Here is a 24,046-nt window from a genome sequence, read left to right on the forward strand (position 1 = left end):
ACCCTCGAACCTGCTTGCATTATCGGTAGTGTGATAGGAAACTGGTATCTGTTCTTACAAGTCCACAGAATGGAATGCACACCATGTCAGTAGATAGCCAAATCTCTGAGTACTACGACAAATTGCTCAAGCGCAATGCGGGAGAACCAGAATTCCACCAAGCTGTTTCTGAGGTCCTGGATTCGCTGAAAATTGTCCTAGAAAAAGACCCGCAGTACGCGGACTACGGCCTGGTGGAGCGCCTGTGCGAGCCTGAACGCCAGCTCATCTTTCGGGTGCCATGGATCGACGATAATGGCGAAATCCAGGTCAACCGCGGCTTCCGCGTCCAGTTCAACTCCGCGCTCGGCCCCTACAAGGGTGGCCTGCGATTCCACCCCTCGGTCAACCTGGGCATTATCAAGTTCCTTGGCTTCGAGCAGATCTTCAAAAACTCCCTGACCGGCCTGCCCATTGGCGGCGGCAAGGGCGGTTCTGACTTTGATCCTAAGGGCAAGTCCGAGGTAGAGGTCATGCGCTTTTGCCAGTCCTTTATGACGGAGCTGCACCGCCACATCGGTGAATACCGCGACGTGCCGGCCGGTGACATTGGCGTCGGCGGCCGTGAGATCGGCTTTCTCTTTGGTCAGTACCGTCGCCTGACCACCCAGCACGAATCCGGCATCCTCACCGGCAAGGGGTTGACCTGGGGTGGCTCCCTGGTTCGTACTGAGGCCACGGGCTTTGGCACGGTCTACCTCACCAATGAGATGATGAAGACGCACGGCGAGTCTTTCGACGGCGCCAAGGTTATCGTCTCCGGTTCTGGCAATGTGGCCATCTACGCTGCCGCTAAGGCCCAAGAGCTCGGCGCCACCGTAGTTGCGATGTCTGATTCCTCCGGCTACATCACCACCCCGAATGGAGTGGACATTGAACTGCTCAAGGATGTAAAGGAAACCCGCCGTGAACGTATTTCCACCTACGCCGAAGAGGCTGGAAACGGAGTGGAATTCCACAAAGGCGGAAATATCTGGGAAGTACAGGCAGACGTGGCTCTGCCGTGTGCCACCCAAAATGAGCTCGATGGCGAATCCGCAAAGAAGCTCGTTGACGGCGGCGTGCGCTACGTAGCCGAAGGTGCCAATATGCCGTCTACCCCAGAGGCGGTCCACATCTTCCAAGAATCTAAGATCAATTTCGCGCCGGGCAAGGCCGCCAACGCTGGTGGCGTTGCTACCTCCGCGCTAGAAATGCAGCAAAACGCATCCCGTGACTCCTGGTCCTTTGAGTACACCGATGATCGCCTCCATGCGATCATGTCCAATATCTTTAAAAACATCGATAGCACGGCTAAGGAATATGACCGTGAAGGCGATTACGTTGCCGGTGCAAATATTGCTGGCTTCAAGAAGGTAGCGGACGCCATGCTGGCACAGGGCGTTATCTAGCTGCTCACTTCTTCTTTCAAGCCCCCCTTCTGTGCTGCCTTTGTGTAGTGGGGAAGGGGAGCTTGTGCTGTAAATACGCGCCATAGATTGCGTGAGTGGGCGGTTGCAAGGCGATTGTCGGCACTGGAGGGTAAATCCGCAGTACACACTCGGTGCGTGGCCTCCACGTCTGGCGCGTGAGGGCATGTAAAATTCGCAGCATGTACCGTGTCTTTGAGTCCCTAGATGAACTAGTCCAGCACTTGGAAGAGGCCCATAGCCTCCCCATGACCTCTAATTGCATGGTTCCGCGCCATGAAATGCTCGCGCTTCTCGACGACCTCCGAAACGCCCTGCCCGTTGAAATTGATGACGCGCAGGATGTCTTGGATAAGCAGGATGAAATCCTCCACGGCGCCGAAGAGCGCGCGGACCAGACCATCAATGATGCTAATGCGCAGGCCGACGACATCGTGGGCCATGCTCGCGAGGAGGCGGATGCCACGGTGTCCCACGCAGAACAGCATGCCGCCAAGCTAGTGGCTGATGCTGAAGCTCGCGCTCAGTCCATGGTGGAACAGGCCCGCGCGGAAGCAGACCGCACCATCGCTCAGGCCAATGATGAATATGAGCGTTCCGTGGCAGAAGGCCGTGCCGAGCAAGAGCGTATGGTTTCGGAATCTGAAGTTGTGCGCCGCGCTGATGAGGAAGCACACCGCATCGTGGAGTCCGCCCACACCGAGTCCAACCGTCTGCGTAGTGAATGCGACGAGTTTGTAGACGGCAAGCTAAGCGAATTTGAAACCACTCTCAATGGACTACTACGCACCGTAAGCTCCGACCGCTCTGCACTGCGCGGCGGTGCCGGAGTCCGTTCCCGTGGCGGCGACTACCAGTCCTCGGGTCGTGCCGGTGGCGTTGCGGGCGGCTCCCGTTACGCAGAAGGCGAGGCCTACGAGCGTCGCTATAACGAGCGCTAAGCCTTTAAGTTCTTTCTGCCCTCAAGTTTCATTTCCCGGAGGTACCCGGGCTGGGGAACTTAAGGGGTGAGGGATGGTTTAGTCCCATACATCAGGCACGGCCAAAGACCCTGGTGGGTGGGCAGACGGTTTGTCGTACACCGTCTGCCCACCCACCAGGGTCTTTATGTTTTCCTACCAGTGCGGGCAGTTCAGGAAGTTGCGCGGGAGCGAGGACGTGTGGTGGGCACTGCCGTATTCGCTGCATGGGAAGCCGCTGTTAACGGCGTGTGTGCAGACGTGGCGCCGCCTTCCTTCCCCGAGGTGAGATGCGCAGGCGCGGCGGACTGGACGGCCATACATGCTGCAATGACTGCGGTCACTAAGCCAGGGAAAAGGAATGCAACGAGTGCGGTAAAGAAATAGGAAGACAGTGACGTCAAAGAACTATCACTAAAGTTCTGCGGAAAGCACACCGCGCACATACTCACTAGCGCACCTGTGGCAACTAGCATGGTGCCTACAGAAATAAGCGCGGTAGGAATGGTCTCCCGTGAGAACCAGGTAATGGCGCCTGCGCTTAGGGAAAAGATGAGTGCGCCGGTAAGCACCGAAAGATCCATGCCAGTGGGCAATACCAGGATGGTGCCAGCAATTAAACCAGCAACGATGCTGCAGATAAGTGCAGTAAATAGGCGAATCCCACTAGTGCCATAGATGCCTGAACGGTCCGGCTGTGGAGTGGCGTGTACGAGCGTGCCGGAAATGGTTAATACCGCGGCAGGAAGGCAGCTGAACATGACGAATCCGAGTGCGATGCTGCGTGGATCCGGGGAGGCTAGCGCCAAGTGGTAAGTCATGTCTCCACACTAAAGACGGCTTTGGCTTGGGAAAAGGCTACTCCGGAAAGGCATAGGCCCTTTTACTTTAAACGACAGACTCTTGACAGAAAGTTTGCCTGTGCTGGCCGCTAGGCGGAGTTTGCGGGGCAAGGTAGACTACCTAGTGTTATGACATCACCATTGAAGTTCGATGTGGGCGAATTGTTGAACGCCCAAGGCGCTGACGCACTGCCGGAGCAACGCACCCAGACAGGCCCCGCACCTGAGAGGATCGGCGTCGAGATGATCGCCATTCCGAAGGGCGAGGAGCTCACCGTAGACGCCACCTTGACCCCTCTAGGTGCAGGTGTCTTGGTGGATGCCAACGTATCTGGACGGCTGACAGGGGAATGCTCTCGGTGCTTGAAGGAACTGCACCCAGAGCTGGACTTGCATGTCACGCAGGTCTTTGCTGCCGATGAATCCTTCGTCTCTGGCGATGATCCTGCAACCGATGATGAAGGTTCCGGAGATGAGATTCCGGAGATCGAGGATGATGAGCTGGACCTTTTGCAGGCCGTGATCGATGAGGCAGGCCTCAACCTTCCCTTCGCGCCGGTGTGTGAAGATGGCTGTGAGATTGACACGCCTGAAGGCGTGACCACCGGTATTTCTGGTGAAGAAGAGGAAGATAAGGTCGATCCCCGCTGGGCTGGTTTGGAGAAGTTCCTATGAGCCGCAAAAAGAAGCTAACCGGGGAAGAGGCACTGGCAGCCGAATTTGCTGCAGTAGACCACACCCCACTGTTGGAATCGCTCGGCGTGGAGTTGAAGCCGGAGCACCTGCGTTTGGCGCTTACTCACCGCTCTTTTGCCAATGAGAATGGGCATTTGCCTAATAACGAGCGCTTGGAGTTTCTGGGCGATGCGGTGCTGGGCCTGTCGGTGGCCTCTCAGCTCTACATCACTTATCCTTCTCGTCCGGAATCGGATATTTCCAAGATGCGTGCCTCGATCGTCTCGCGCTACGGGCTATCGGATATCGCTCGTGAGATAAACCTCGGCCCGCACATTTTGCTGGGCAAGGGCGAGCAGTCCACTGGTGGACGCGATAAGGATTCCATCCTTGCCGATACCACCGAGGCAATCTTTGGCGCTATCTACCGTGAGCATGGATTCGAAACTGCGCGAGATGTCATCCTGCGCCTATTTGCAGAAAAGATCGACAACGCCACTGTGAGCGGTCGCCACCTAGATTGGAAGACCACTTTGCAGGAGCTGTGCGCCGAGCTTAAGGCACCAATGCCGGTCTACTCGGCTACCTCCACCGGCCCAGAACATGACCAGACCTTTAACGCGGTAGCCACCGTTGCTGGTCTGACCGTGGGCAATGGAGTGGGACACAATAAGAAGCTGGCCGAGCAGCAAGCAGCTCAAGAGGCGTGCCAGACCCTCCGCGAAACCCCGCTTTTGGTGCAGGGCACCGCGCATAAAGAAGGCTAAGTATGCCGGAACTGCCGGAAGTCGAGTCCGTCCGCCGGGGTCTTGAGCCCCACGTGGTGGGGCGGACTTTTGAGTCTGTGCACGTCCTGCACCCGCGTGCCAACCGTGGCCAAGATGAGCCACTTCCCGGTCTTCTTGTCGGTAAAGAGATCGCCGCTGTGGCTCGGCGGGGAAAGTTTATGTGGCTGGAATTTGTGGGCGAAGATTCCATGGATCCCCACCGCGACGTCCTCTTCATCCACTTAGGCATGTCGGGTCAGGTTCGAATCGGTGCGACCGATTCGCCGCATCTGCGCATTAGCGCTCAGCTAAGCGGTGGGGTAGAGCTTAGCTTTGTGGACCAGCGCACCTTTGGCTATTGGCTCTATGCACCGTGGGCGAAGATCTCGCACATAGGCATTGACCCGTTGGAACCAGGTTTCGACATTGTGGCAACCGCCCGGCGCCTGCGGGCAAAGAAGACTGCAGTAAAGACCGCACTCTTGGATCAAACCTTGGCTTCTGGAATCGGCAATATCTATGCCGATGAATCCCTGTGGGCGGCACAGATTCCGCCACGCAAAAGGGCATCGACGTTGCGGCAAAAGGATGCCGTGGCCCTGCTCGAAGCGGCCCAGGAGGTCATGGCCGCCGCCCTAAAAGTGGGTGGCACGAGCTTTGATTCCTTGTACGTCAACGTGAATGGTGAATCGGGATACTTCTCGCGGTCCTTGGCCGCGTATGGGCGCGCTGGCCAGCCCTGTCAGCGCTGCGGAACGCCCTTAGAACGCTGCGTAATTTCAGGGCGTTCCACCCATTTCTGCCCCCATTGTCAATAAGTTATGGCGCATGGGGTTCACGTTGTGAACCTCAAGGCAGTAAATTATTCTGCATGGATTTTCTTGAAAATGTCGTAACGACATTTAATGACGGCGTCTGGTCGTGGATTCTGCCCTGGCTGCTCATCGCTGCGGGCCTATTCTTCGGCATCCGTACCGCGTTGGTGCAGGTGCGCATGGTGCCGGACATGTTCCGCGCCGTCGTCGAGCGACCCAAGGGGGAGGGCCGCGATGAGGACGAGGACTATGGCGGCATCTCTGCTTTCAAGGCCTTTACCATCTCGGCCGCTTCCCGCGTTGGCACCGGTAACGTGGCCGGCGTGGCCGTGGCTATTTCCGTGGGCGGCCCAGGTGCTGTCTTTTGGATGTGGCTCATCGCCATCCTTGGTGGTGCAACTGCATTTATCGAGTCCACCCTGGCGCAGCTGTGGAAGGTGCGCGATGGCGACGGGTACCGCGGCGGCCCGGCGTACTACATGAAACGCGGCTTGGGCTGGGGCCCGCTTGGCGCGCTTTTCTCCATCGCTATCGCCTTTACCTTTGGTTTGGTCTACAACGCCTTTCAGACCAACGCCATTGCAGATGCGGTGTCCTTCTCCTTTGACCGCGATGACACCATGTTCCGCTCCATTATCGGTGTTGTTATTGCCGTGGTTGCGGGCCTCATCATCTTTGGCGGCGTGAACCGCATTGCCAATATCACCCAGATCATCGTGCCTTTTATGGCAGTGGCCTACCTGCTTATCGGCGGCTTTGTAGTCATCACCAACTTTGACAAGGTGCCGGGAATGATTGGCGATATTGTCGGCCACGCACTGGGCATTAAGGAAATCGCAGGCGCCGGTCTCGGCGCGGCCATGATGAAGGGTATTCAGCGCGGACTGTTCTCCAACGAAGCTGGTGAGGGCTCTGCTCCGAACGCAGCCGCTACCGCGGCAGTCTCGCACCCGGTCAAGCAGGGCCTGGTGCAAACCCTTGGCGTGTACTTCGACACCTTGGTGGTGTGTACCATCACCGCCTTTATCATCTTGCTGGGGCCGGAGATTGCCTACGGTGCTGAAGCAGAAGGCGTCTCCTTGACCCAGGCGGCTTTGTCTTCTGAGGTGGGCGAGTGGGGAATCCACTTCGTCAGCTTCATCCTCTTTTTCCTGGCTTTCTCCTCTATCCTGGGCAATTATTACTTGGCGGAATCTAACCTGGAGTACCTCACCCAAAGCAAGCCTGCGCTGGTAATTTTCCGCCTCGTCGTGCTTTTCTTTGTCTGGTTCGGCGCAGTGGGTTCCCTGCCGCTGGTCTTTGCTTTGGCCGATACCGGTGCGGCAACCATGGTGATCCTCAATATCATCGCCATCGTGCCACTATCCGGTGTGGCGATTAAGCTGCTCAAGAATTACAACGAGCAGCGCAGCCACGGCATCGATCCGGTATTCCACCGCGATATGATGCCGGAGCTGAAGGGCGTAGAGTGCTGGGATGGATCGGATCCTGTCACTCGCCGCAGCGAAGAGGATCGCCGCGTGTTGCGCGATAAGGGACACCACGACCGCTATTAGAAATTAGAAAGGCAGCATGGCACTGGAAAGAATGACCGCTTTTGTCCACGGGAACGTCCAAGGCGTGGGCTTTCGTTGGTGGACGCGCTCCCGTGCCCTTGAGCTCGGCTTGAGTGGGCATGCCACCAACCTGAGCGATGGCCGGGTGCAGGTGGTAGCAGAAGGTCCGCGGGAGAAATGCGAGGAATTACTGGGACTCCTCAATGAGCAGCCGAGTACTACCCGCCGCCCGGGAACGGTGGATCTGGTTGTCGAACAGTGGGCTGCCCCTAAGGGCGAATCTGGTTTCATCGAACGTTAACTCGCAGCACAAGCCCGCTGGAGCGAGCCCCGAGGCTCGGCTGGGCAGCTGCGTTCAAGGCTTGCTAAACTTACCCAAATGCACCTGAAATCGCTGACGCTGAAAGGCTTCAAATCATTCGCGTCGGCGACGTCTCTGAAATTCGAGCCAGGAATTTGCGCCGTCGTCGGGCCAAATGGCTCCGGCAAGTCCAATGTGGTGGACGCTCTGGCCTGGGTTATGGGTGAGGGAAGCGCCAAGACGCTGCGCGGCGGAAAGATGCAGGACGTCATCTTCGCCGGCGCTGGTGATCGCAAAGCGCTGGGGCGCGCCGAAGTCACCCTCACCATCGATAATGCGGACGGTGCGCTGCCAATCGAATACTCGGAAGTATCGGTCACCCGCCGCATGTTCCGCGATGGCGCCAGCGAATACGAAATCAATGGCTCCAAAGCGCGCCTGATGGATATTCAGGAGCTGCTTTCTGATTCCGGTATTGGCCGCGAGATGCACATTATCGTCGGCCAGGGCAAGCTTTCTGAGATCCTAGAATCGCGGCCCGAGGATCGGCGCTCGTATATCGAAGAGGCCGCGGGTGTGCTCAAGCACCGCCGCCGCAAGGAAAAAGCGCAGCGCAAGCTCACCGGCATGCAGGCCAATTTGGATCGCCTGCAAGACCTTACTGATGAGTTGGGCAAGCAGCTCAAGCCTTTGGCCCGCCAAGCAGAGGCCGCGCAGCGCGCCGCCACTGTGCAGGCTGATTTGCGTGATGCCCGCCTGCGGCTGGCTGGTGATAGGGTGGTGCGCCTGCGCAGCAAGTTTCAGGAGGCCGAGCGCGCGGCCGAGGTTTTGGCCGAGCAGGTTGAAGAAGTTACCGCGCAGCTGGAAGAAGCAACGGCTTCTCAGTTAGAAGTGGAAGCCCAGCTGGAAGAGGTAAACCCCAAGGCGGAGTCGGCTCAAAAGCTGTGGTTCGACCTGTCCACTCTATCCGAGCGCATTTCCGCCACCCAGCGCATCGCGGAGGAACGAGCGGCCAATGCCGGCGCGCAAGTGGCCTATTCCGGCCAGGATCCGGATGACCTAGAGGCAAGGGCTGCCCGCGCGGACGAAGAACATGCAGAGCTTCTCGCCGCAGCGGAGGAAGCTGCGGAACGCCTGGAGGCTATCCGCGAAGAGGTAGCAGAGCGTCGTGAGGCATTCGAGGCCGCTGAGCGCGAGCACATGGCGCAGCTGCGTGCCATCGCGGATAGGCGCGAGGGCGTCGTCCGCCTCATCGCAGCAGAGGAAAAGGCGGCAGGCCAGGTTACTTCGGCAGAAGAGGAGCTGGCGCGCCAAGAGGAAACCCTGACTTCTACCAAGCAGCGCACCCAAGCTGCCCAGGCGGAGGCCGATGAGGTAGCGGATAAGTTGCAGTCTTTGGCCGGCGAGCGTGAGCCGCTGGAGGAAGCCCATGTGCGAGCGGCCAGTGAATCGGGTGCGGCCGATAAGCGTTTGGAGCAGCTACGCGATGAGCAGCGCGAGCGCGAGCGCGCCGTCTACACGTTGCGCTCCCGCATCGATACCTTGGCTCAAACTGCGCCGGAAAAGATTGAGGTCGGCGAGCATTTCCAACCGTTGGCCGAGTTCATTACCACCAAGTACGAGACCGCGGTAGCAGCCGCGTTGGGTGCTTTTGCAGAGGCCCAGGCCGGCGAGATTTCTGCCCAGCTGATTGCGGACTTAGAAAAGGGCACGCGCTCCGCGCTTATCGACGTCTCCGCGGCCGCCCCCGCCACTTCCTGGCGCGTGGATGCGACTTTGCCCGCAGGAACCTCGTGGTTGCTCGACCACATTGTGGTGGTCCCGGAAGTTTCCGCAGCGCTGCACCGCCTCCTTGCGGATGTAGTGCTCGTCTCCGATGTCGCGGAGGCGAAAAAGTTGGTGGCCGAGGACCCCCGCCTGCGTGCCGTCACCGAATCCGGCGTGGTGTTGGGTGAAGGTTGGGTAGAAGTAGGCACCGGTGCCTCATCCACCGTCGAGGTTTCCGCCCGCATCGCGGAGGCAGAGGAGCAGTTGGAATCTGCCACGCAGGAGCTGGAAGAACTCTCCGGCACGCTTGAGGGCGCGAAGATCGCGGCGGAGGATGCCCGGGTGACTGCAGCCTCGGCGAAGGCTGCCTTGCGCGAGCATGATACTGAAGTTGATGCGTGGAAACGCGATCACCAGCGCCTGCTCAAGCAGTACGAGGCCAATAAGAATGAGCACGAGAAGGCCGCGGCGCGGGCTACCGAGATCGAGGTCAAGCTCACCGAGGCCCGCACGCAGCTTGCCGATGCCCGCGATAGGCTCGCCCGCGTCGATGCGGACGAGCAGCCCGACGAGCCCTCTTCGGTAGAGCGCGACGAGGCCTCCGCAGCATTAGAGCAGGTCAAGTCCATGGAAATGGAGGCGCAGGTGGCAGCCCGCTCGGCCCAAGACCACGTGGGTCAGGTAGCGGGGAAGGGGGAGGCGTTGCGTCGCCAAGCGCAGCATGAACGCCAAGCCAAGGCCCGCCATGAGCAAGCCATGGCGCGGCGCAAGGCCCAGGGAGAGTTGGCCGGTGCGGTAGCCAAGCATTCACGCGATCTGGCCGCGCGCGCCACGCAGCTGCTTGAGCGCGCTACCTCTGAGCGCGATGACTACTTTGCGCAGCGCACCTCCCTCAACTCGCAGCTGCAGCAGGTCAAGCAACACGTCTCGGCCGCGCGGCAGCAGCTGGACCGGCTGACCAATCGCGCCCATGACTCGGAAATTGCTCGCTCCCAGGCGCAGGTGCGTGTGGACGAAGCAGAAGCCAAGATTGTGGAACAGCTGGGCATTGCGATTTCGGATCTCCTGCAGGACTACACTCCAGGCGAAGATTTCGACCGCGGGGCGGAAAACGCGCGCTTGAAGCAAGCAGAAAAGGACCTCAATTCACTAGGCAAGGTCAATCCGCTCGCGCTGGAAGAATATAAGGCTTTGGAGGAGCGCTATTCCTTCCTTTCCACTCAGTTGGAGGATGTCATCCAAGCCCGCAAGGATCTTACGGGCGTTATCGAGGATGTAGACGCGCAGATCTTGCAACTGTTTACCGATGCATGGCACGACGTCGAAGCAGAATTTCCAAAGGTTTTCCAGACCCTTTTCCCCGGTGGCGAGGGACGCCTTATCCTCACAGAGCCGGACGACATGCTCACCACCGGCATCGAGGTGGAAGCGCGCCCACCGGGCAAGAAGGTCAAGCGCCTGTCCTTGCTATCTGGTGGCGAGAAGTCGCTTACTGCGCTTGCGATGCTGGTAGCTATCTTCCGCGCCCGCCCCAGCCCGTTCTATGTCATGGACGAGGTCGAGGCAGCGCTTGATGACGTCAATCTGCGCCGGCTCATTGCCCTCTTTGAGGAGCTGCGTAAAGACTCGCAGCTCATCGTCATTACGCACCAAAAGCCGACGATGGATGTCGCCAACGTCCTCTATGGCGTAACCATGCGCGGCGATGGTGTTACTCGCGTAATTTCGCAGCGCATGAATCCCGCAGGCAGCGCCCCTGGAACGGAGCAAGCCAGCGAGGATGCCACTCGCTTGGGCGTAGATGCTCCTCGCGGTGACGAGGTGGGGAAGTAGCCTGGGTTCGTCGACTTCCCGCAGGGCCTCTTCTGCGTTAGGAGGGGGTTTGGCGTGCCGCGAGCTGAGAAGACTGGCACTATAGAGGCATGAATTCTTTATGGTTATGGATCGGCATTGCGATCGTCGTGATCGTGCTGATTATTCTTCTCGTGGTAATCGGCAAAAAGCGCGGCGACGCCAAGAAGGTGTCCTTTGATAAGCCCGCTGAGGAAGAACCGAAGCAGCTGACCCAGGAGCAAAAGTCCGGCAACTATCAAGCCAAGTCCGGCTTTAACTTCGCTCCTGCTGGCGGCGCTAAGGAAGCGCAGAAAGCCCCGGTTCAGGCGGACAAGCCGGCTCAAGCACAGCAGGTAGCTAAGGCCGAGCCGAACGCAACTGACATCGCCAACGAGCAGCTCAGCGGCAAGACCTCACAGTCGAAGGAAAAGCCGAAGGCACAGGCTAAGCCGCAGGCTGATAAGCCACAGCCTGCCCAGCCTACGACTGATGTCACGGCAAACAAGCCCGTGGCCGACAAGCCTGTGGCAGAGGAATCAGAAACCAAGCCGGCACCTCAGCAGGGGAAGCCGGCGAAGACCGACAAACCGGCAGAGCCTTCTAAGCAGGCCCAGGCCCAAGCGCCAGCGGAGGAGAAGAAGCAAGCGGCAGAATCTTCCGCTGATAAGGCAGACAAAACACAGTCCAAGGGAACTGGCGCTGCCGCCGCGGCGGCGACTGCCGGCGCGGCAGGCGTAGCGGGTGCGGCAGCTGGGGCGTCGGAAAGCGAAGAATCGCACGCGGACCGTGCCCCAGAAAAGGCTGAGCAGCCAGAAGCTGCGCCCAAGACAGAAGAGCCGGCAGCTGCTGAAAAGGCAGAAAATCCAGAAGACGTCGTCTCCGTGGAGAATGCTGAGGTAGAAGAGGAGTCCCCAGTCTTCGACGAGGTTGTTGAAGACAATGATGCCGAAGACATCGAGGAGCGGGTGGACGACCGCGAGGAAGCCGAAGAAGCCGCAGCCGCTGCCGAGGCGCAAACCGGTGCAGCTGAAGCTGCCAAGGAACAGACCGAGGCTCCAGAGGGAGAACCTGCTCCAGCGCCAGCTCCGCAGGATGATATTGCACCCGCCGGTGGGCGTCTTGGCCGCTTGCGTGGCCGCCTTTCGCGCTCGCAAAATGCCATCGGCCAGGGGCTCATGGGAATTTTGTCCGCAGGCGATCTGGATGAAGACGCCTGGGAGGAAGTCGAAGACACGCTCATCATGGCGGATTTGGGTACCAAGTCCACGATGAAGGTGACCGATTCCCTGCGCGAGAAGATCGCTGAGCGCGGCGTTTCCAGCGAGGATGAGGCACGTGCCATGCTGCGCGAATGCCTGATTGAAGCTGGCCACCCAGAGATGGATCGCTCCATTAAGGCCATGCCGAATGAGGGCAAGCCAGCAATCGTAATGGTCGTCGGTGTTAATGGCACCGGCAAGACCACAACCACCGGCAAGCTTGCTCGCGTGCTGGTAGCCATGGGCCACAAGGTCCTTTTGGGCGCGGCCGATACTTTCCGAGCTGCGGCCGCTGATCAGCTTGAGACGTGGGGCCGCCGCGTTGGCGCCGATACCGTGCGCGGCAAGGAAGGCGCTGACCCAGCATCGGTAGCCTTCGATGCGGTAGCAACCGGCGTGGAACAGCAAGTAGATGTGGTCTTGGTCGACACCGCAGGCCGCCTCCATACCTCCACGGACTTGATGGACCAGCTAGGCAAGGTCAAGCGCGTGGTAGAAAAGAAGACCGATGTGGACGAGGTCCTGCTGGTATTGGATGCCACGGTGGGGCAAAATGGCCTTACGCAGGCACGAATCTTCCGCGAGGTAGTAGATATCACCGGTGTGGTTCTCACCAAGCTGGACGGCACCGCCAAGGGCGGAATCGTCTTCCAGGTACAAGAAGAATTGGGTGTTCCAGTCAAGCTTGTGGGCTTGGGCGAAGGCGCCGATGATCTCGCACCATTCGAGGTTGAAGGCTTCGTCGACGCCCTGTTGGGTGAGAAGTAGTAGCTAACCTTGAAACTCCCCCCTGCATACCGGGTGCCACGTACGTGCGCCACGGTGTGCTGGGGGGCTTGTCGTTTTCATAGTCTCGGTGCAGCGTGCAGCAGTCTCGGGAATTCTTTTCGCTTTCATCTCTCCGTCTTTTCACAGACTATGCAAAAAGCGTATGCAATTGGCGCGGGAATAAGTCCTGCTGAGCGCCTGTGAATTCTCTGCTTGTGAGCGTAATTGTGGCGGTTGTGCTTGCCTTTTATGAAGCGTAGGGGAGTGCTGCAATGTGGTTTGACCTTGGCGAGAATGGTAGCCTGAAAGGGCTGTATTTAATGCGAAATTCGCATTAAACCTAGATCAAGGTTCGTGAGGCAAGTATTTCGTGACGCTACTTTATGCAGTCCTCCTCGCGGCGCTGGCAGTGATCTTGGCACCGGTAACCGTAAAGGTTATTGACCGAAAGGCAGGCTATCCACTAGCTGGCCTTTTTCTTATTGCAGCGGTCCTTATCGCCAAGGAATTTCCTGCCATTGCAGCCGGGGAGGAATTAAGTTTCCACGCCACTTGGGTGCGTGATTTCATCGCACCAGGCGTCGACGTAAGTTTTGCTCTCCGCGGGGACGCGTTGAGCATCTTCTTCGCTATGTTGGCGCTGGTCATTGGCGCCGTCGTTTTCACGTATTCGGCGGCCTATCTGCCCAAGAATGAGGGCAACACCAGCTTTTATACCTTGATGACAGCGTTCACGCTGTCCATCTTGTTGCTGGTTCTGGCCAACGACGTGGTGGTTTTGTTCCTTGCCTGGGAGCTAGTCTCCTTGGCTTCGTTTATGTTGATTGCTCGCTCCGGTTCCGGCGGCGAGGCTGGTTCGCAGCGGACACTGATCCTGACCTTCATTGGCGGATTGACCCTGCTGACCGGCTTGGGTATTGCCGCGACGGTGACCGGATCGACTACCGTTTCTGATATCTTGGCGTCCCCTGTATGGACGGAACGCCCAGGGATAACGGCAGCCGTAGCAGTGTTGATTGCGGTGTCCGCCTTTACTAAGGCGGCACAGTTCCCATTCCATTTCTGGTTGCCAGAGGCTATGGCCGCCGCCACCCCGGTATCGGCCTTCCTTCACGCAGCAGCAGTGGTCAAGGCCGGTGTGTACCTGCTTATTCGCTTTTCAACCATCTTCCACGATGTGGCGGTGTGGAATTGGTTGCTCATCGTCGTAGGCATGGGCACCGCGGTGATGTCCGCGGTATTTGCAGTGCAGAAGACGGATTTGAAGAAGCTTACGGCCTATTCCACCGTCTCCCATCTGGGTTGGATCGTTGCCACCATCGGTGTGGGCACCCCGTTCGCTATCGCCGCCGCGTTGGTCCATACTCTGGCCCACGCGCTGTTTAAGTCCTCGCTGTTTATGCTCATTGGCGTTATCGACCACGAGGCTGGGTCGCGCGATATTCGCCGCCTTGGACCACTGTGGAATAAGATGCCGTGGACTTTTGGTTCCGTAGTAATTGGTGCAGCCTCGATGGCTGCGGTGCCACCGCTTCTGGGCTTTGTGTCCAAGGAAGGAATGCTCACCGCGTTTGAGGACGCCCCGATTGGCGGCGCGGGCCAGGTAATCCTACTCATCGTTGCTGGTATCGGTGCCTTCTTTACCTTTACTTACTCCGCAAAGATTGTCTTCGGTGCCTTCTTCGATGGACCTCGCGACATGGGAGATGTCCATGAAGCCCCAGTGTCGCTGTGGCTGCCCGCAGCTTTGCCGGGCTTTATGTCCCTGCCACTGGTGTTTGTGCTCGGGCTCTTTGATGCCCCGATTGATGATGCAGTGGCTGCCGTGGGATTGGAGCATCATTCGCACCTTGCCCTCTGGCACGGGCTCAACGTTCCTTTCCTTATCTCGCTAGTAGTCCTCATCCTCGGTATTGCCGGTATCTTTGCCCGCAAGAAGATGTGGGCAAGCTTTGAAGCTCACGAGTTCATTCCGCGCAGCGGCAATGATTTGCTGTATTCCTTGATGAAGGGCTGCTCCCAGTTGGGGCGCGTCCTGGGCAAGATGTCCGACTCGCATAATCCATCCCGCCACATGCTGCCGATTGTCATTTTGATCATCGTGCTGGCTGCTACCACTCTCATCCGCGATGGCGTTGACGGGGTAGCACTGCAGCCACGGGTGGATGGTCTGGATAACCCATGGGACCTGCTGCCACTGGGCATTATCGCCCTAGCGATGTTTGGGCTGGTGCGCACCCAGAACCGCTTGACCGGTGCCATCATGATTGGCATTGCCGGCTCGGGCGTGACCCTGCAGATGTTCCTGCTTGGCGCACCTGACGTAGCGCTGACGCAGTTTATGGTGGAGGCCCTGTCCGTCATCGTCATGATGATGGTGCTGCGCTACCTGCCAGAAACCTTCCAGCCGGTGAAGAACAAATCCCGCAAGACCGGCTCTATCGTCATTGCGGTCTTTGCCGGTGTGGCTGCGTTCCTGGGCGTGTGGGGGCTCATGGGCCGACACGAGCGATCCGATTTGGCCATGTGGTACCTGGACAATGCTCCGGACATCACCGGCGGCGACAACGTTGTCGCTACTATCATCGTGGAGTTCCGTGCACTCGATACCTTGGGCGAGCTTTCCGTTCTGGGTATGGCTGCGGTGGTTATTGCAGCCATCACTACGACGTTGCCGCGATTCCCGTTCAAGTCGGGTACACGCCCAGCGCCGTTTGGCCAGTCCCAGCTGAACTCCGTGCCATTGCGCAAGGGCGTGCACGTTGTCATCCCGCTGTTGGTCATTATGTCCGTCATCGTTTTCTTCCGCGGGCACAATGCCTCCGGCGGCGGCTTCCCCGCGGCGCTGATCATGGGTGCAGCAATCGGGCTTATCTATCTGTCCCGTGGCTCTGATGAAATTGTTTTCGGCCGCATGACTCCGATTCGCCTGACCGGTATCGGCATCATCACCGCCTTGATCGCCGGCTTTGTAGGCTACTTGCACCACGGCATTGGCAATGGTGGCTTCCTGGCTGCAATCCATGCCGAAGCCTTTGGCCAACACTGGACCACCTCTCTCATCTTCGACTTGGGCATCTACTTAGCGGTGCTGGGTATGTTGACTATGGCGATTAACGCATTGGGCGGCTACCTGCGCCCAGGAACGGAGCGTGAATTCTTGCCATGGGTTCATGATGATGATTCCGCGCTGCCGACGACTCCACGAATTTCGCTTGAAGACGTCGACGATCCGTACCCAGACCCGATCAACCCTTCGACCGATCCGTTGGCCTTGCTGACGCCTTCGGAAGCAAAGACGAAGAGGAAGAATAAGCGCTCCGCTGCTATCCGGGGAGGGGAGAAGTAATGATCCTTGCATTGACTATTGCTTTGCTCATCGGCAGTGCTGTCTATCTCATCCAGCAGCGCGGCCTGGTACGCATCGTGTTGGGCATGATGGCCTTTGGCCACGGTGCCAACCTGATGCTGCTGGCTACGGGCGTGTATTCCTATCGCGGAGAGTCCTTCCCATCCCAGGTTCCGCACGATCAGATGGCCGACCCGCTGCCGCAGGCCTTCGTGCTGACCGCCGTTGTTATTTCCATGGCAACCTCGACCATCTTGTTGACGATGGCGGCCATGGGCAAGAACGACGACACCGACGTGGTGGAGCCGGTTGATGACAACACCATCGACCATGCCTTTTCGACCTTGGGTCGAGACGCCCAAAATCGCCAAATTTTGGAAGAGTCCACCAATCAGCTGGACCGAATCGGTCAGGTGGACCACAACACTCCCGTTGCAGAACGCGGGGCAACTGAACAGAAGGAGGATGACAAATAATGGCTGATGCTGTAGCTCAACTCCTTCCGCTATTTCCAGCGGTCCCGCTGATTGCAGCGGCCTTCGCACTGCTGGCACCGTGGCGTGCGGTACGCGATTCCATCATGCTTATCATCCCGGGTGTTGGAATTTTCGCCGGCCTGGGCCTGCTCATCTACACCATGAACAATGGGGTAGTAGCTCACACCGTTGGCCTCTACCAAGGCAATGTGGGTATTCCGTTTGCGGCGGATGCCTTCTCCGCGTTGATGATCATTACTACGATGATCGTCGCGTTTGGTGCCAACTGGTTTGCCATTGTGGGCGGGGAGACTAAGTCTCGCTACTATCCTTCGCTTACCCTGATTTTGATCACCGGTGTGTGCGGTGCATTGCTCACGGCCGACCTCTTTAACTTCTTCGTCTTTATTGAGGTCATGCTTCTGCCGTCCTACGGCCTTATCACCATGTCTGGTACGTGGTCGCGTTTGGCAGCCGGCCGTGCCTTCGTCTTGGTTAACCTTTTCGCCTCTACCTTGTTGGTTGTTGGCGTGGGTTATATGTATTCGGTTACCGGTGCGGTCAACCTAGGCGCGCTGAAGGGCGCAGCGGCAGGCAATGGGCCGGTGACCGTGGCAGCAGGCTTGATCCTCATCGCGATTACCGCCAAGGCCGGCGTGTTCCCCGTGCAGTCGTGGCTGCCGCGCACCTACCCAGGGACCTCCGCCGCGGTGATGGGCCTGTTTTCCGGCTTACACACCAAAGTGGCCGTCTACATGCTCTACCGGCTCTACGTGCAGCTATTCGATCTGGAACAGCGCTGGAATGTGTTGATCATCGTCATCATGATTATCTCCATGATGATCGGCGCCTTTGGTGGCCTAGCGGAAAATTCCATCCGCCGCGTCCTCGGCTACCAGATGCTCAACGGCATGCCATTCATTTTGGTTATGCTTGCGTTTACCTCTGATGACCCACGTCGCGCACTGGCAGCTGGCATCATGTACACGATTCACCACATGCTGACCGTTGGTTCGCTGATTTTGGCCTCTGGTGCCATTGAGGAAACCTACGGCACAGGCTTGCTCAGCAAGCTTTCCGGCCTTGCTCGCCGCGACCCCATCATCGCGTGGATTTTCGCTGCCGGTGCATTCTCCGTCGTGGGCTTCCCACCGTTCTCGGGCATGTGGGGCAAGCTGATGATTGTCTTCGAGATTGCCCGCGTGGGCGGTGCTTGGGCCTGGATTGCCATCGCGGCCATCATCATCGCTTCCTTCGCTGCCTTCTTGGCTATGCTGCGCGTATGGCGCAAGGTCTTCTGGGGCAAGGGTCTGCCGGAGGACAAGGTCCCGGATGAATTGGTCATCCGCAAAAAGCTCATGGCCCCATCCGCGGCTCTCATCCTTGGTTCGCTGTGCATGTTCATCTTCTCCGGCATCGTCCTCGATGTTGTGGATGCCGCAGCGGAGCAGCTGCTGGACACTAACGCATATACTGAAACCGTCTTGGGTGACGAGCCGATTGCCGTTCCCAATATCGATGACATCCAGGAGGGCCGTTAAATGAACGCAATTGTGTATGCATTGTGGCTCATCAAGGAGATTTTCGTCGCCGGCATTAGCTTGGCATTGGCGGCTTTCAAACCCGATACCGAATACAACCCGGTTATCATTCGCTACCCACTGCGCGTGACTAGCGCCTGGGAGATCTTCTGGTTTACGTCTTCCATTACCGCAACTCCGGGCACGCTCTCGCTCGGTTTGCGTGAACCGCCCCGCAAGGGGCTGCCGCGCATCGTGCTGGTACAGGCCGTCCAAGGATCCGACCCAGCGGGAATCGTCGCTGATCTGGCTGATATGGAACAGCGCCTCGCCCCGCGGGTTAAGGACATCGACTACGGCGTCCCGGGTCAAGGGGAGACTACAGAATTGGATGAGGCGTTCTACGAGTACCCGCTCGAGTCCGTGGGACGCTATATGCGCTCGCCTGACTTGGCACGGGCGGAGGACACTCCGCTTTCAGAAAGCGAAGCGGACGTCGAAAAGCCAAAGCGCCGCGCCCGCAACGTACAACGCAGAAAGGAGACCGAGCGATGATTGACTTTGCCACATTGTCCCCGTTCGGCTGGGTCGTATTTGTATGCGTATTCATCATGGGCATCGCCACGTGGTGCGGCGTGCTGCTGGGGCTTCGTACGCGCGATGAGCTCACCCGCGCCATTACGTCGGACATCGTTTTTTACGGCATGATCTGCATGTATTTAGCCTGGTCGATGACCAATAATGCCCCGATGGCGTATTACATTGCACTCCTCGCAGCCATTGCGGCAGGTGTGCTACCGACGCTATCGATGGCCCGCATTATTTCGAAGGGCAGGCGATAAACCATGGCCATTTCTGAAATTATCGCTTCGGTCCTGCTTATCATCGCTACCCTCTTGGTGGTCGCAACGGTGGTGTCTTTGTGGCGAGCGCCCGATGCCTTGACCCGTGCCAACCTGCTGGGCCCTACCGTGGGACTTGCGGTACCGCTGATCATCGTGGCTAAGCTAGTAGTGGACTTTGGCCGTGATGGCTTTTCGCTGTGGCTGCTCATCCAGGCACTGATCGCCTGCTTCGGTGTATGGATCATCGGCTCAGTAGGTTCCTTTTATCTGGGCCGTTCCATCTATGGCGTAACCGTCACCGACGTCAAGCACGCCAAGCACAACAATAAAGAAGTTCAGACCGTACAAGCAGAGGAAGACGATATCTAGTCTTTTCCAGCTCCTTCTGGCGGCGAGCCTTTTCTGCTCCTGCGCGTAGCTGCGGGGGAGGAGAGGAGCTCGTCGCTTTTCGGTTGCACAGTGGGTCTTCTGAACCCACCAGCGCCCTAGATTCGCAATGTGGATAAAGTTGCACAGCAATTGCCGTGCTCGGGCTAGAATGGGTGCACATTATTCGGTGCCTCTAGACCCGCCCCGAAGAGATAGCAAGGAGTAACAATGAAACTCATCACGGCCATCGTTAAGCCCTTCACCCTGCCGGAAATCCGCCAGGCTTTGGAGCAGCAGGAAGTTCGCGGCCTCACTGTTACAGAAAGCCAGGGCTTCGGGCAGCAACGTGGGCACAGCGAGGTATACCGAGGGGCAGAATACGCCACTGACTTTGTGCCTAAGGTCAAGCTGGAAGTTGTTGCGGCGGATGACCACGTCGAAGACATCATTAACGCCATTGTGGATGCTGCCTACACGGGCAAGATCGGCGACGGCAAGCTGTGGGTAACACCAGTTGAAGATGCTATTCGCGTGCGCACTGGCGAGCGCGGCGAGGCGGCACTCTAAGCCCGCATGCATACCGCCGCACAGATTCGCGCCGAGGCCCATGCCTCGGCGCTTCGTGTATTGCGCAGTCTCGAGCTTCCACCTGGAACCGCGCTCGCTGCCACCGGATCCTTTGCGCGCAATGAGATGACCCCGCACTCGGATATTGATGTCATCCTCATCTATCCGGAAGGTCACGAGCCAGATCCGGCCCTGGTGGAGCAGCTGTGGTACCCCGTGTGGGATGCCAAGTACCGCCTGGATTATGCCCTGCGCACCCCACAAGAGTGCGGGGCGATTGCTGCCGAAGATGCCTCGGCCGGCTTTGCCCAGTTGGATTTGGCCTTTGTAGCAGGGCGCAAGGTTCTGGTGGATGAGGCGCGGGCACAATTGCTCGCGGCGTGGCGGCGCCAGCTGCAACGCGGCTTTGATGATTTCTTGGATACCGCGATTACTCGGTGGAAGCGCTCTGGCGCGGTGGCAGCGATGACGAACCCGGACCTGAAGAACGGGCGCGGGGGACTGCGCGATATTCAGCTCTTGCGCGCGATGGCTTTGGGCAACCTGTGCGACTTTCCAGATTTAGACATTGAGCAGCGGCTGCTTCTCGACGCCCGCACGCTCCTGCACGTCACAGCCCGGCGCCACCGGGATATCTTGGACCCCGAGTTCGCCGCGGACGTAGCCGCGGACCTGGGGTTTGAAAACCGTTATGCCTTGACAGCAGCTTTGGTCAGCGCTGCGGCCACGGTCAATAAGGCCGTGGAGCGCGGCCTTGCAACCGCCCGTGGGGTACTAGGACGTAATGCTTCAGCGACCGGCCGGGGCCGGCGCCGCCCGCTCGATGTGGACGTGGTGTCCGAGGGCGGCAACATTTTCCTTTCCCGCAATCCAAATGTAGAGGACCCGTGGCTGCTCACCCGCGTGGCGGCTGCCGCGGCACGCACGGGATATATCATCGCAGAGACCACGTGGCACCAGCTCCAAGACCTGCCCGAGTTGCCGCCACACTGGCCGCGGGCAGCGGTGGATGATTTCTTCGCTATTTTGTCCTCCCCGCGATGCACGCCGCGCGTCATACAGGACTTGGACCACTATGGCTTATGGGAACGCTTAGTCCCAGAATGGGGGCATGTGCGCGGCTTGTTGCCCCGCGAGCGCAGCCACGTCAATGCAGTGGACCATCATCTCATCGCAACGGTAACGCGGTGCGCGCAGGTGCGTACGTCGGTGGCTCGTCCGGATTTATTGCTGCTGGCCGCGCTTTACCATGACATAGGCAAGGGCTACGGGCGCCCCCACGCCCAAGTCGGTGCGGAGATGATTACCCGCCAGGCAGCCCGTATGCGGCTGAGCGTCGCCGATAGGTCGCGCGCCCAAACCCTGGTGGCAGAACATACCACCTTGGCGCGGTTAGCAGCGACGATGGACCCAGCTTCCGATGCCGCTCGCGACGCCCTCTTGGCTGCCGCGCATTATGATCAGCTGACTATATCCCTGTTAGCGGTGTTGGCTGAGGCGGATGCCCAATCGACTGGGCCGGGCGTGTGGACACCGCGGGTGGAGCAAGCACAGAAGCTGATCGTCGCGCGGGCACTTGAGGCGCTCAAACCACGTGTTCTCGACCGCCCTGCTGTGCATGTACCGCTATCTAGCGAAGGCGTTGCGCTCAAAGTGGATTGGGAAGACCAAGAAGTTAGTGTGTCGTGGTGCGGTTCCTCGCAAGAAGAGTTAAAGCGCATCTTTGCCTTGTTATCGGCTCTGGGGTGGACCATCGTGCGGGCGAAAATCGTTCGCGAGGAGGACGGTGCCTATAAGGCGGAGTTTTTCATCCGCACGGTGCAACAGACCCTAAAGGAAGCAGCGCAGGAGATAAGGTTTATCCAGTCCTATAACTCACGAACTTATACGGAGCTGCCGGCCATTACTGGAGAGGTGACCACTGCGGCATTCGATGTGGGCGGCATTTTGGTCATCCGGACAGTCGAGCGCATCGGCGCTTTAGGGCACTTGGTTGAGGCATTGCCGGACTTTGTGTGGCTGCGCCATGAGATTTTGGGCGCGACGATGATTGTCAATGTGTACCTCGCCGGGCAGGTTTCTCGCGCTACCGTGGTGGGGAATGTGACCAGGGCCCTGGCTAGGGACTAAGATTGAATAGTTGAACTTTAGATCGATCTAAATAAAGGGAGCGCATCCGTAGTGTTTGACTCACTATCAGACCGCCTACAGTCAGCCCTGGCGGGCCTGCGCGGTAAGGGCAAACTGACCGAGGCTGATATCAATGCCACTGCCCGCGAGATCCGCCTCGCGCTGCTGGAAGCCGACGTGTCTTTGACCGTCGTCCGTGGCTTTATCAAGCGCATCAAGGAACGCGCCCGCGGCGCGGAAGTTTCTGAGGCGCTCAACCCAGCCCAGCAGGTAGTCAAGATCGTCAATGAGGAGCTCATTGAGATCCTTGGTGGCGAAACTCGCCGCCTGAACTTGGCTAAGAACCCGCCGACTGTGATCATGCTCGCCGGCCTGCAGGGTGCTGGTAAAACCACCTTGGCCGGTAAGTTGGCCAAGCACCTGGCTAAGCAGGGCCACACCCCGATGCTGGTGGCCTGTGACTTGCAGCGCCCAGGCGCAGTGCAGCAGCTGCAAATCGTCGGCGAGCGCGCTGAGGTGCCGACCTTCGCACCGGATCCGGGAACCTCCCTGGACTCCAATGAGCATGAAATGGGTACCTCGCACGGGGACCCGGTGGACGTCGCCAAGCAGGGCATTGCTGAGGCCAAGCAGAAGCAGCACGATGTGGTCATCATCGATACCGCTGGCCGCTTGGGCATCGATGAGACCCTGATGACGCAGGCACGCAATATCCGCGATGCCGTCAACCCGGACGAAGTCCTTTTTGTCATCGACTCCATGATCGGCCAGGACGCCGTGCAGACGGCCGAGGCCTTCCGCGATGGCGTGGACTTTACCGGCGTCGTTCTCACCAAGCTGGATGGTGACGCCCGTGGTGGTGCGGCCTTGTCTATCCGTGAGGTCACCGGCAAGCCCATCATGTACGCCTCTACCGGTGAGAAGCTCGATGATTTCGATGTCTTCCACCCAGAGCGCATGTCCAGCCGTATTCTGGGCATGGGTGATTTGCTCTCCCTTATCGAGCAGGCTGAAGCAACCCTAGACCACCAGAAGGCCGAAGAGGCAGCCACTAAGCTGGGCTCTGGCGAGCTGACGCTCAATGACTTCCTTGAGCAGATGCTGATGATCCGCAAGATGGGCCCCATCGGCAACTTGCTGAAGATGATGCCCGGCGGCAAGCAGATGAATGAAATGGCCGCCATGGTGGATGAAAAGCAGCTGGACCGCATCCAGGCGATCATTCGCGGTATGACGCCGCAGGAGCGTGAGGATCCGAAGATTCTCAATGCATCGCGCCGCAAGCGCATTGCTAATGGTTCTGGTGTAAGCGTTTCCGAGGTCAACCAGCTCATTGAGCGCTTCAACCAGGCTAAGAAGATGATGTCCAAGATGGCCGGCCAATTCGGCATGGGCGGCATGGGCGGTCGCTCCGCTACCAAGAAGAAGCCCAAGGGCCGCAAGGGCAAGAATGGCAAGCGAAAGAAGGGCAAAGGCGGCGGTGGCAACCGCGGCCCGAAGATGCCGGGCGGTATGCCGGGCATGGGCGGAATGCCAGGAATGCCCGGTGGCGGCGGCATGCCATCCATGGAGGAGCTGCAAAAGCTCCAGCAGCAAATGGGCGGTGGCGGTGGCATGCCAGGTATGCCCGGCATGCCAAAGATGCCGAAGGGAATGGAAAATATCGACCTCGACAACCTGGACTTTGGCAAGGGCACAAAGTAGTCTTTCTGGCCCGTAGCCAGAGCAAAAGGGGCTTCCGCATTCGCGCGGAAGCCCCTTTTTGTGCTTGCGTTTGTCGACGCCCCCCCTAAACCGGCT

The 24,046-nt window shown here is 58.7% G+C and carries 19 protein-coding genes; 18 read left to right on the forward strand and 1 reads right to left on the reverse strand.

The genetic code is table 11. The annotated features are described in order from the left end of the window. The first annotated feature begins 83 nt into the window (after positions 1-83). Both gdhA and QP965_RS00580 read left to right on the forward strand, forming a co-directional pair. The gene (gdhA, locus tag QP965_RS00575) at positions 84-1,430 is read left to right on the forward strand and encodes an NADP-specific glutamate dehydrogenase (RefSeq protein WP_239277402.1); all 1,347 of its coding nucleotides are present in this window, start codon (positions 84-86) and stop codon (positions 1,428-1,430) included. Between the two features lie 200 nt (positions 1,431-1,630). Then, positions 1,631-2,389: a DivIVA domain-containing protein gene (locus QP965_RS00580; RefSeq protein ID WP_239277404.1), complete on the forward strand. Its 759-nt coding sequence runs from the start codon at positions 1,631-1,633 to the stop codon at positions 2,387-2,389. Between the two features lie 191 nt (positions 2,390-2,580). Here the strand turns inward: QP965_RS00580 and QP965_RS00585 are convergent, their stop codons facing one another. After that, positions 2,581-3,228, reverse strand: coding sequence for a hypothetical protein (locus tag QP965_RS00585; RefSeq protein WP_284843801.1), 648 nt, complete (start codon positions 3,226-3,228; stop codon positions 2,581-2,583). A 150-nt stretch (positions 3,229-3,378) separates the two neighbouring features. Between QP965_RS00585 and QP965_RS00590 the strand changes: the two genes are divergently transcribed. The 16 genes from QP965_RS00590 to ffh all read left to right on the forward strand — a co-directional run bounded on the left by QP965_RS00590 (position 3,379) and on the right by ffh (position 23,950). After that, positions 3,379-3,924, forward strand: a complete 546-nt coding sequence (locus QP965_RS00590; protein WP_284765811.1) for a YceD family protein — start codon at positions 3,379-3,381, stop codon at positions 3,922-3,924. Further along, positions 3,921-4,691 carry a ribonuclease III gene (rnc, locus tag QP965_RS00595; protein WP_239277409.1) on the forward strand — a complete coding sequence of 257 codons (771 nt, stop codon included), beginning with the start codon at positions 3,921-3,923 and terminating at the stop codon, positions 4,689-4,691. Before QP965_RS00590 ends, rnc begins: the two co-directional genes overlap by 4 nt. A gap of 2 nt (positions 4,692-4,693) precedes the next feature. Next, positions 4,694-5,509, forward strand: coding sequence for a bifunctional DNA-formamidopyrimidine glycosylase/DNA-(apurinic or apyrimidinic site) lyase (mutM, locus tag QP965_RS00600; protein ID WP_284843802.1), 816 nt, complete (start codon positions 4,694-4,696; stop codon positions 5,507-5,509). A gap of 53 nt (positions 5,510-5,562) precedes the next feature. Then, positions 5,563-7,062: an alanine/glycine:cation symporter family protein gene (locus QP965_RS00605; protein WP_239234713.1), complete on the forward strand. Its 1,500-nt coding sequence runs from the start codon at positions 5,563-5,565 to the stop codon at positions 7,060-7,062. A 16-nt stretch (positions 7,063-7,078) separates the two neighbouring features. After that, complete coding sequence (locus tag QP965_RS00610; protein WP_284597138.1) at positions 7,079-7,363, forward strand: acylphosphatase; 285 nt, start codon at positions 7,079-7,081, stop codon at positions 7,361-7,363. Positions 7,364-7,441: 78 nt separating this feature from the next. After that, positions 7,442-10,963, forward strand: a complete 3,522-nt coding sequence (gene smc / locus QP965_RS00615; protein ID WP_284843803.1) for a chromosome segregation protein SMC — start codon at positions 7,442-7,444, stop codon at positions 10,961-10,963. 89 nt (positions 10,964-11,052) lie between these two features. Beyond that, positions 11,053-12,990 carry a signal recognition particle-docking protein FtsY gene (ftsY, locus tag QP965_RS00620; protein WP_284843804.1) on the forward strand — a complete coding sequence of 646 codons (1,938 nt, stop codon included), beginning with the start codon at positions 11,053-11,055 and terminating at the stop codon, positions 12,988-12,990. 370 nt (positions 12,991-13,360) lie between these two features. Further along, entirely contained in the window at positions 13,361-16,339 is a 2,979-nt protein-coding gene (locus QP965_RS00625; protein WP_284843805.1) for a DUF4040 family protein, read from the forward strand. Next, positions 16,339-16,815, forward strand: a complete 477-nt coding sequence (locus tag QP965_RS00630; protein WP_284843806.1) for a sodium:proton antiporter — start codon at positions 16,339-16,341, stop codon at positions 16,813-16,815. The genes QP965_RS00625 and QP965_RS00630 overlap by 1 nt, the downstream gene beginning before the upstream one ends. Next, positions 16,815-18,356: a monovalent cation/H+ antiporter subunit D family protein gene (locus tag QP965_RS00635; protein ID WP_284843807.1), complete on the forward strand. Its 1,542-nt coding sequence runs from the start codon at positions 16,815-16,817 to the stop codon at positions 18,354-18,356. Before QP965_RS00630 ends, QP965_RS00635 begins: the two co-directional genes overlap by 1 nt. Next, positions 18,357-18,890: a monovalent cation/H+ antiporter subunit E gene (locus QP965_RS00640; protein WP_239277418.1), complete on the forward strand. Its 534-nt coding sequence runs from the start codon at positions 18,357-18,359 to the stop codon at positions 18,888-18,890. Further along, positions 18,887-19,177 carry a cation:proton antiporter gene (locus tag QP965_RS00645; protein ID WP_239277420.1) on the forward strand — a complete coding sequence of 97 codons (291 nt, stop codon included), beginning with the start codon at positions 18,887-18,889 and terminating at the stop codon, positions 19,175-19,177. Before QP965_RS00640 ends, QP965_RS00645 begins: the two co-directional genes overlap by 4 nt. Positions 19,178-19,180: 3 nt before the next feature. Next, positions 19,181-19,549 (forward strand): Na+/H+ antiporter subunit G, encoded by a 369-nt coding sequence (locus QP965_RS00650; RefSeq protein ID WP_239277421.1) that lies wholly within the window; start codon positions 19,181-19,183, stop codon positions 19,547-19,549. 228 nt (positions 19,550-19,777) lie between these two features. Then, a complete protein-coding gene (locus QP965_RS00655) occupies positions 19,778-20,116 on the forward strand; it encodes a P-II family nitrogen regulator (protein WP_005325265.1) in 339 nt (112 codons plus the stop codon). A gap of 6 nt (positions 20,117-20,122) precedes the next feature. Next, positions 20,123-22,246 carry a [protein-PII] uridylyltransferase gene (locus tag QP965_RS00660; RefSeq protein WP_284843808.1) on the forward strand — a complete coding sequence of 708 codons (2,124 nt, stop codon included), beginning with the start codon at positions 20,123-20,125 and terminating at the stop codon, positions 22,244-22,246. A 51-nt stretch (positions 22,247-22,297) separates the two neighbouring features. Further along, the gene (ffh, locus tag QP965_RS00665; RefSeq protein WP_284843809.1) at positions 22,298-23,950 is read left to right on the forward strand and encodes a signal recognition particle protein; all 1,653 of its coding nucleotides are present in this window, start codon (positions 22,298-22,300) and stop codon (positions 23,948-23,950) included. The last annotated feature ends 96 nt before the right edge of the window (positions 23,951-24,046 follow it).

It is taken from the genome of Corynebacterium sp. MSK074, assembly GCF_030229735.1.
Classification (GTDB): Bacteria; Actinomycetota; Actinomycetes; order Mycobacteriales; family Mycobacteriaceae; genus Corynebacterium.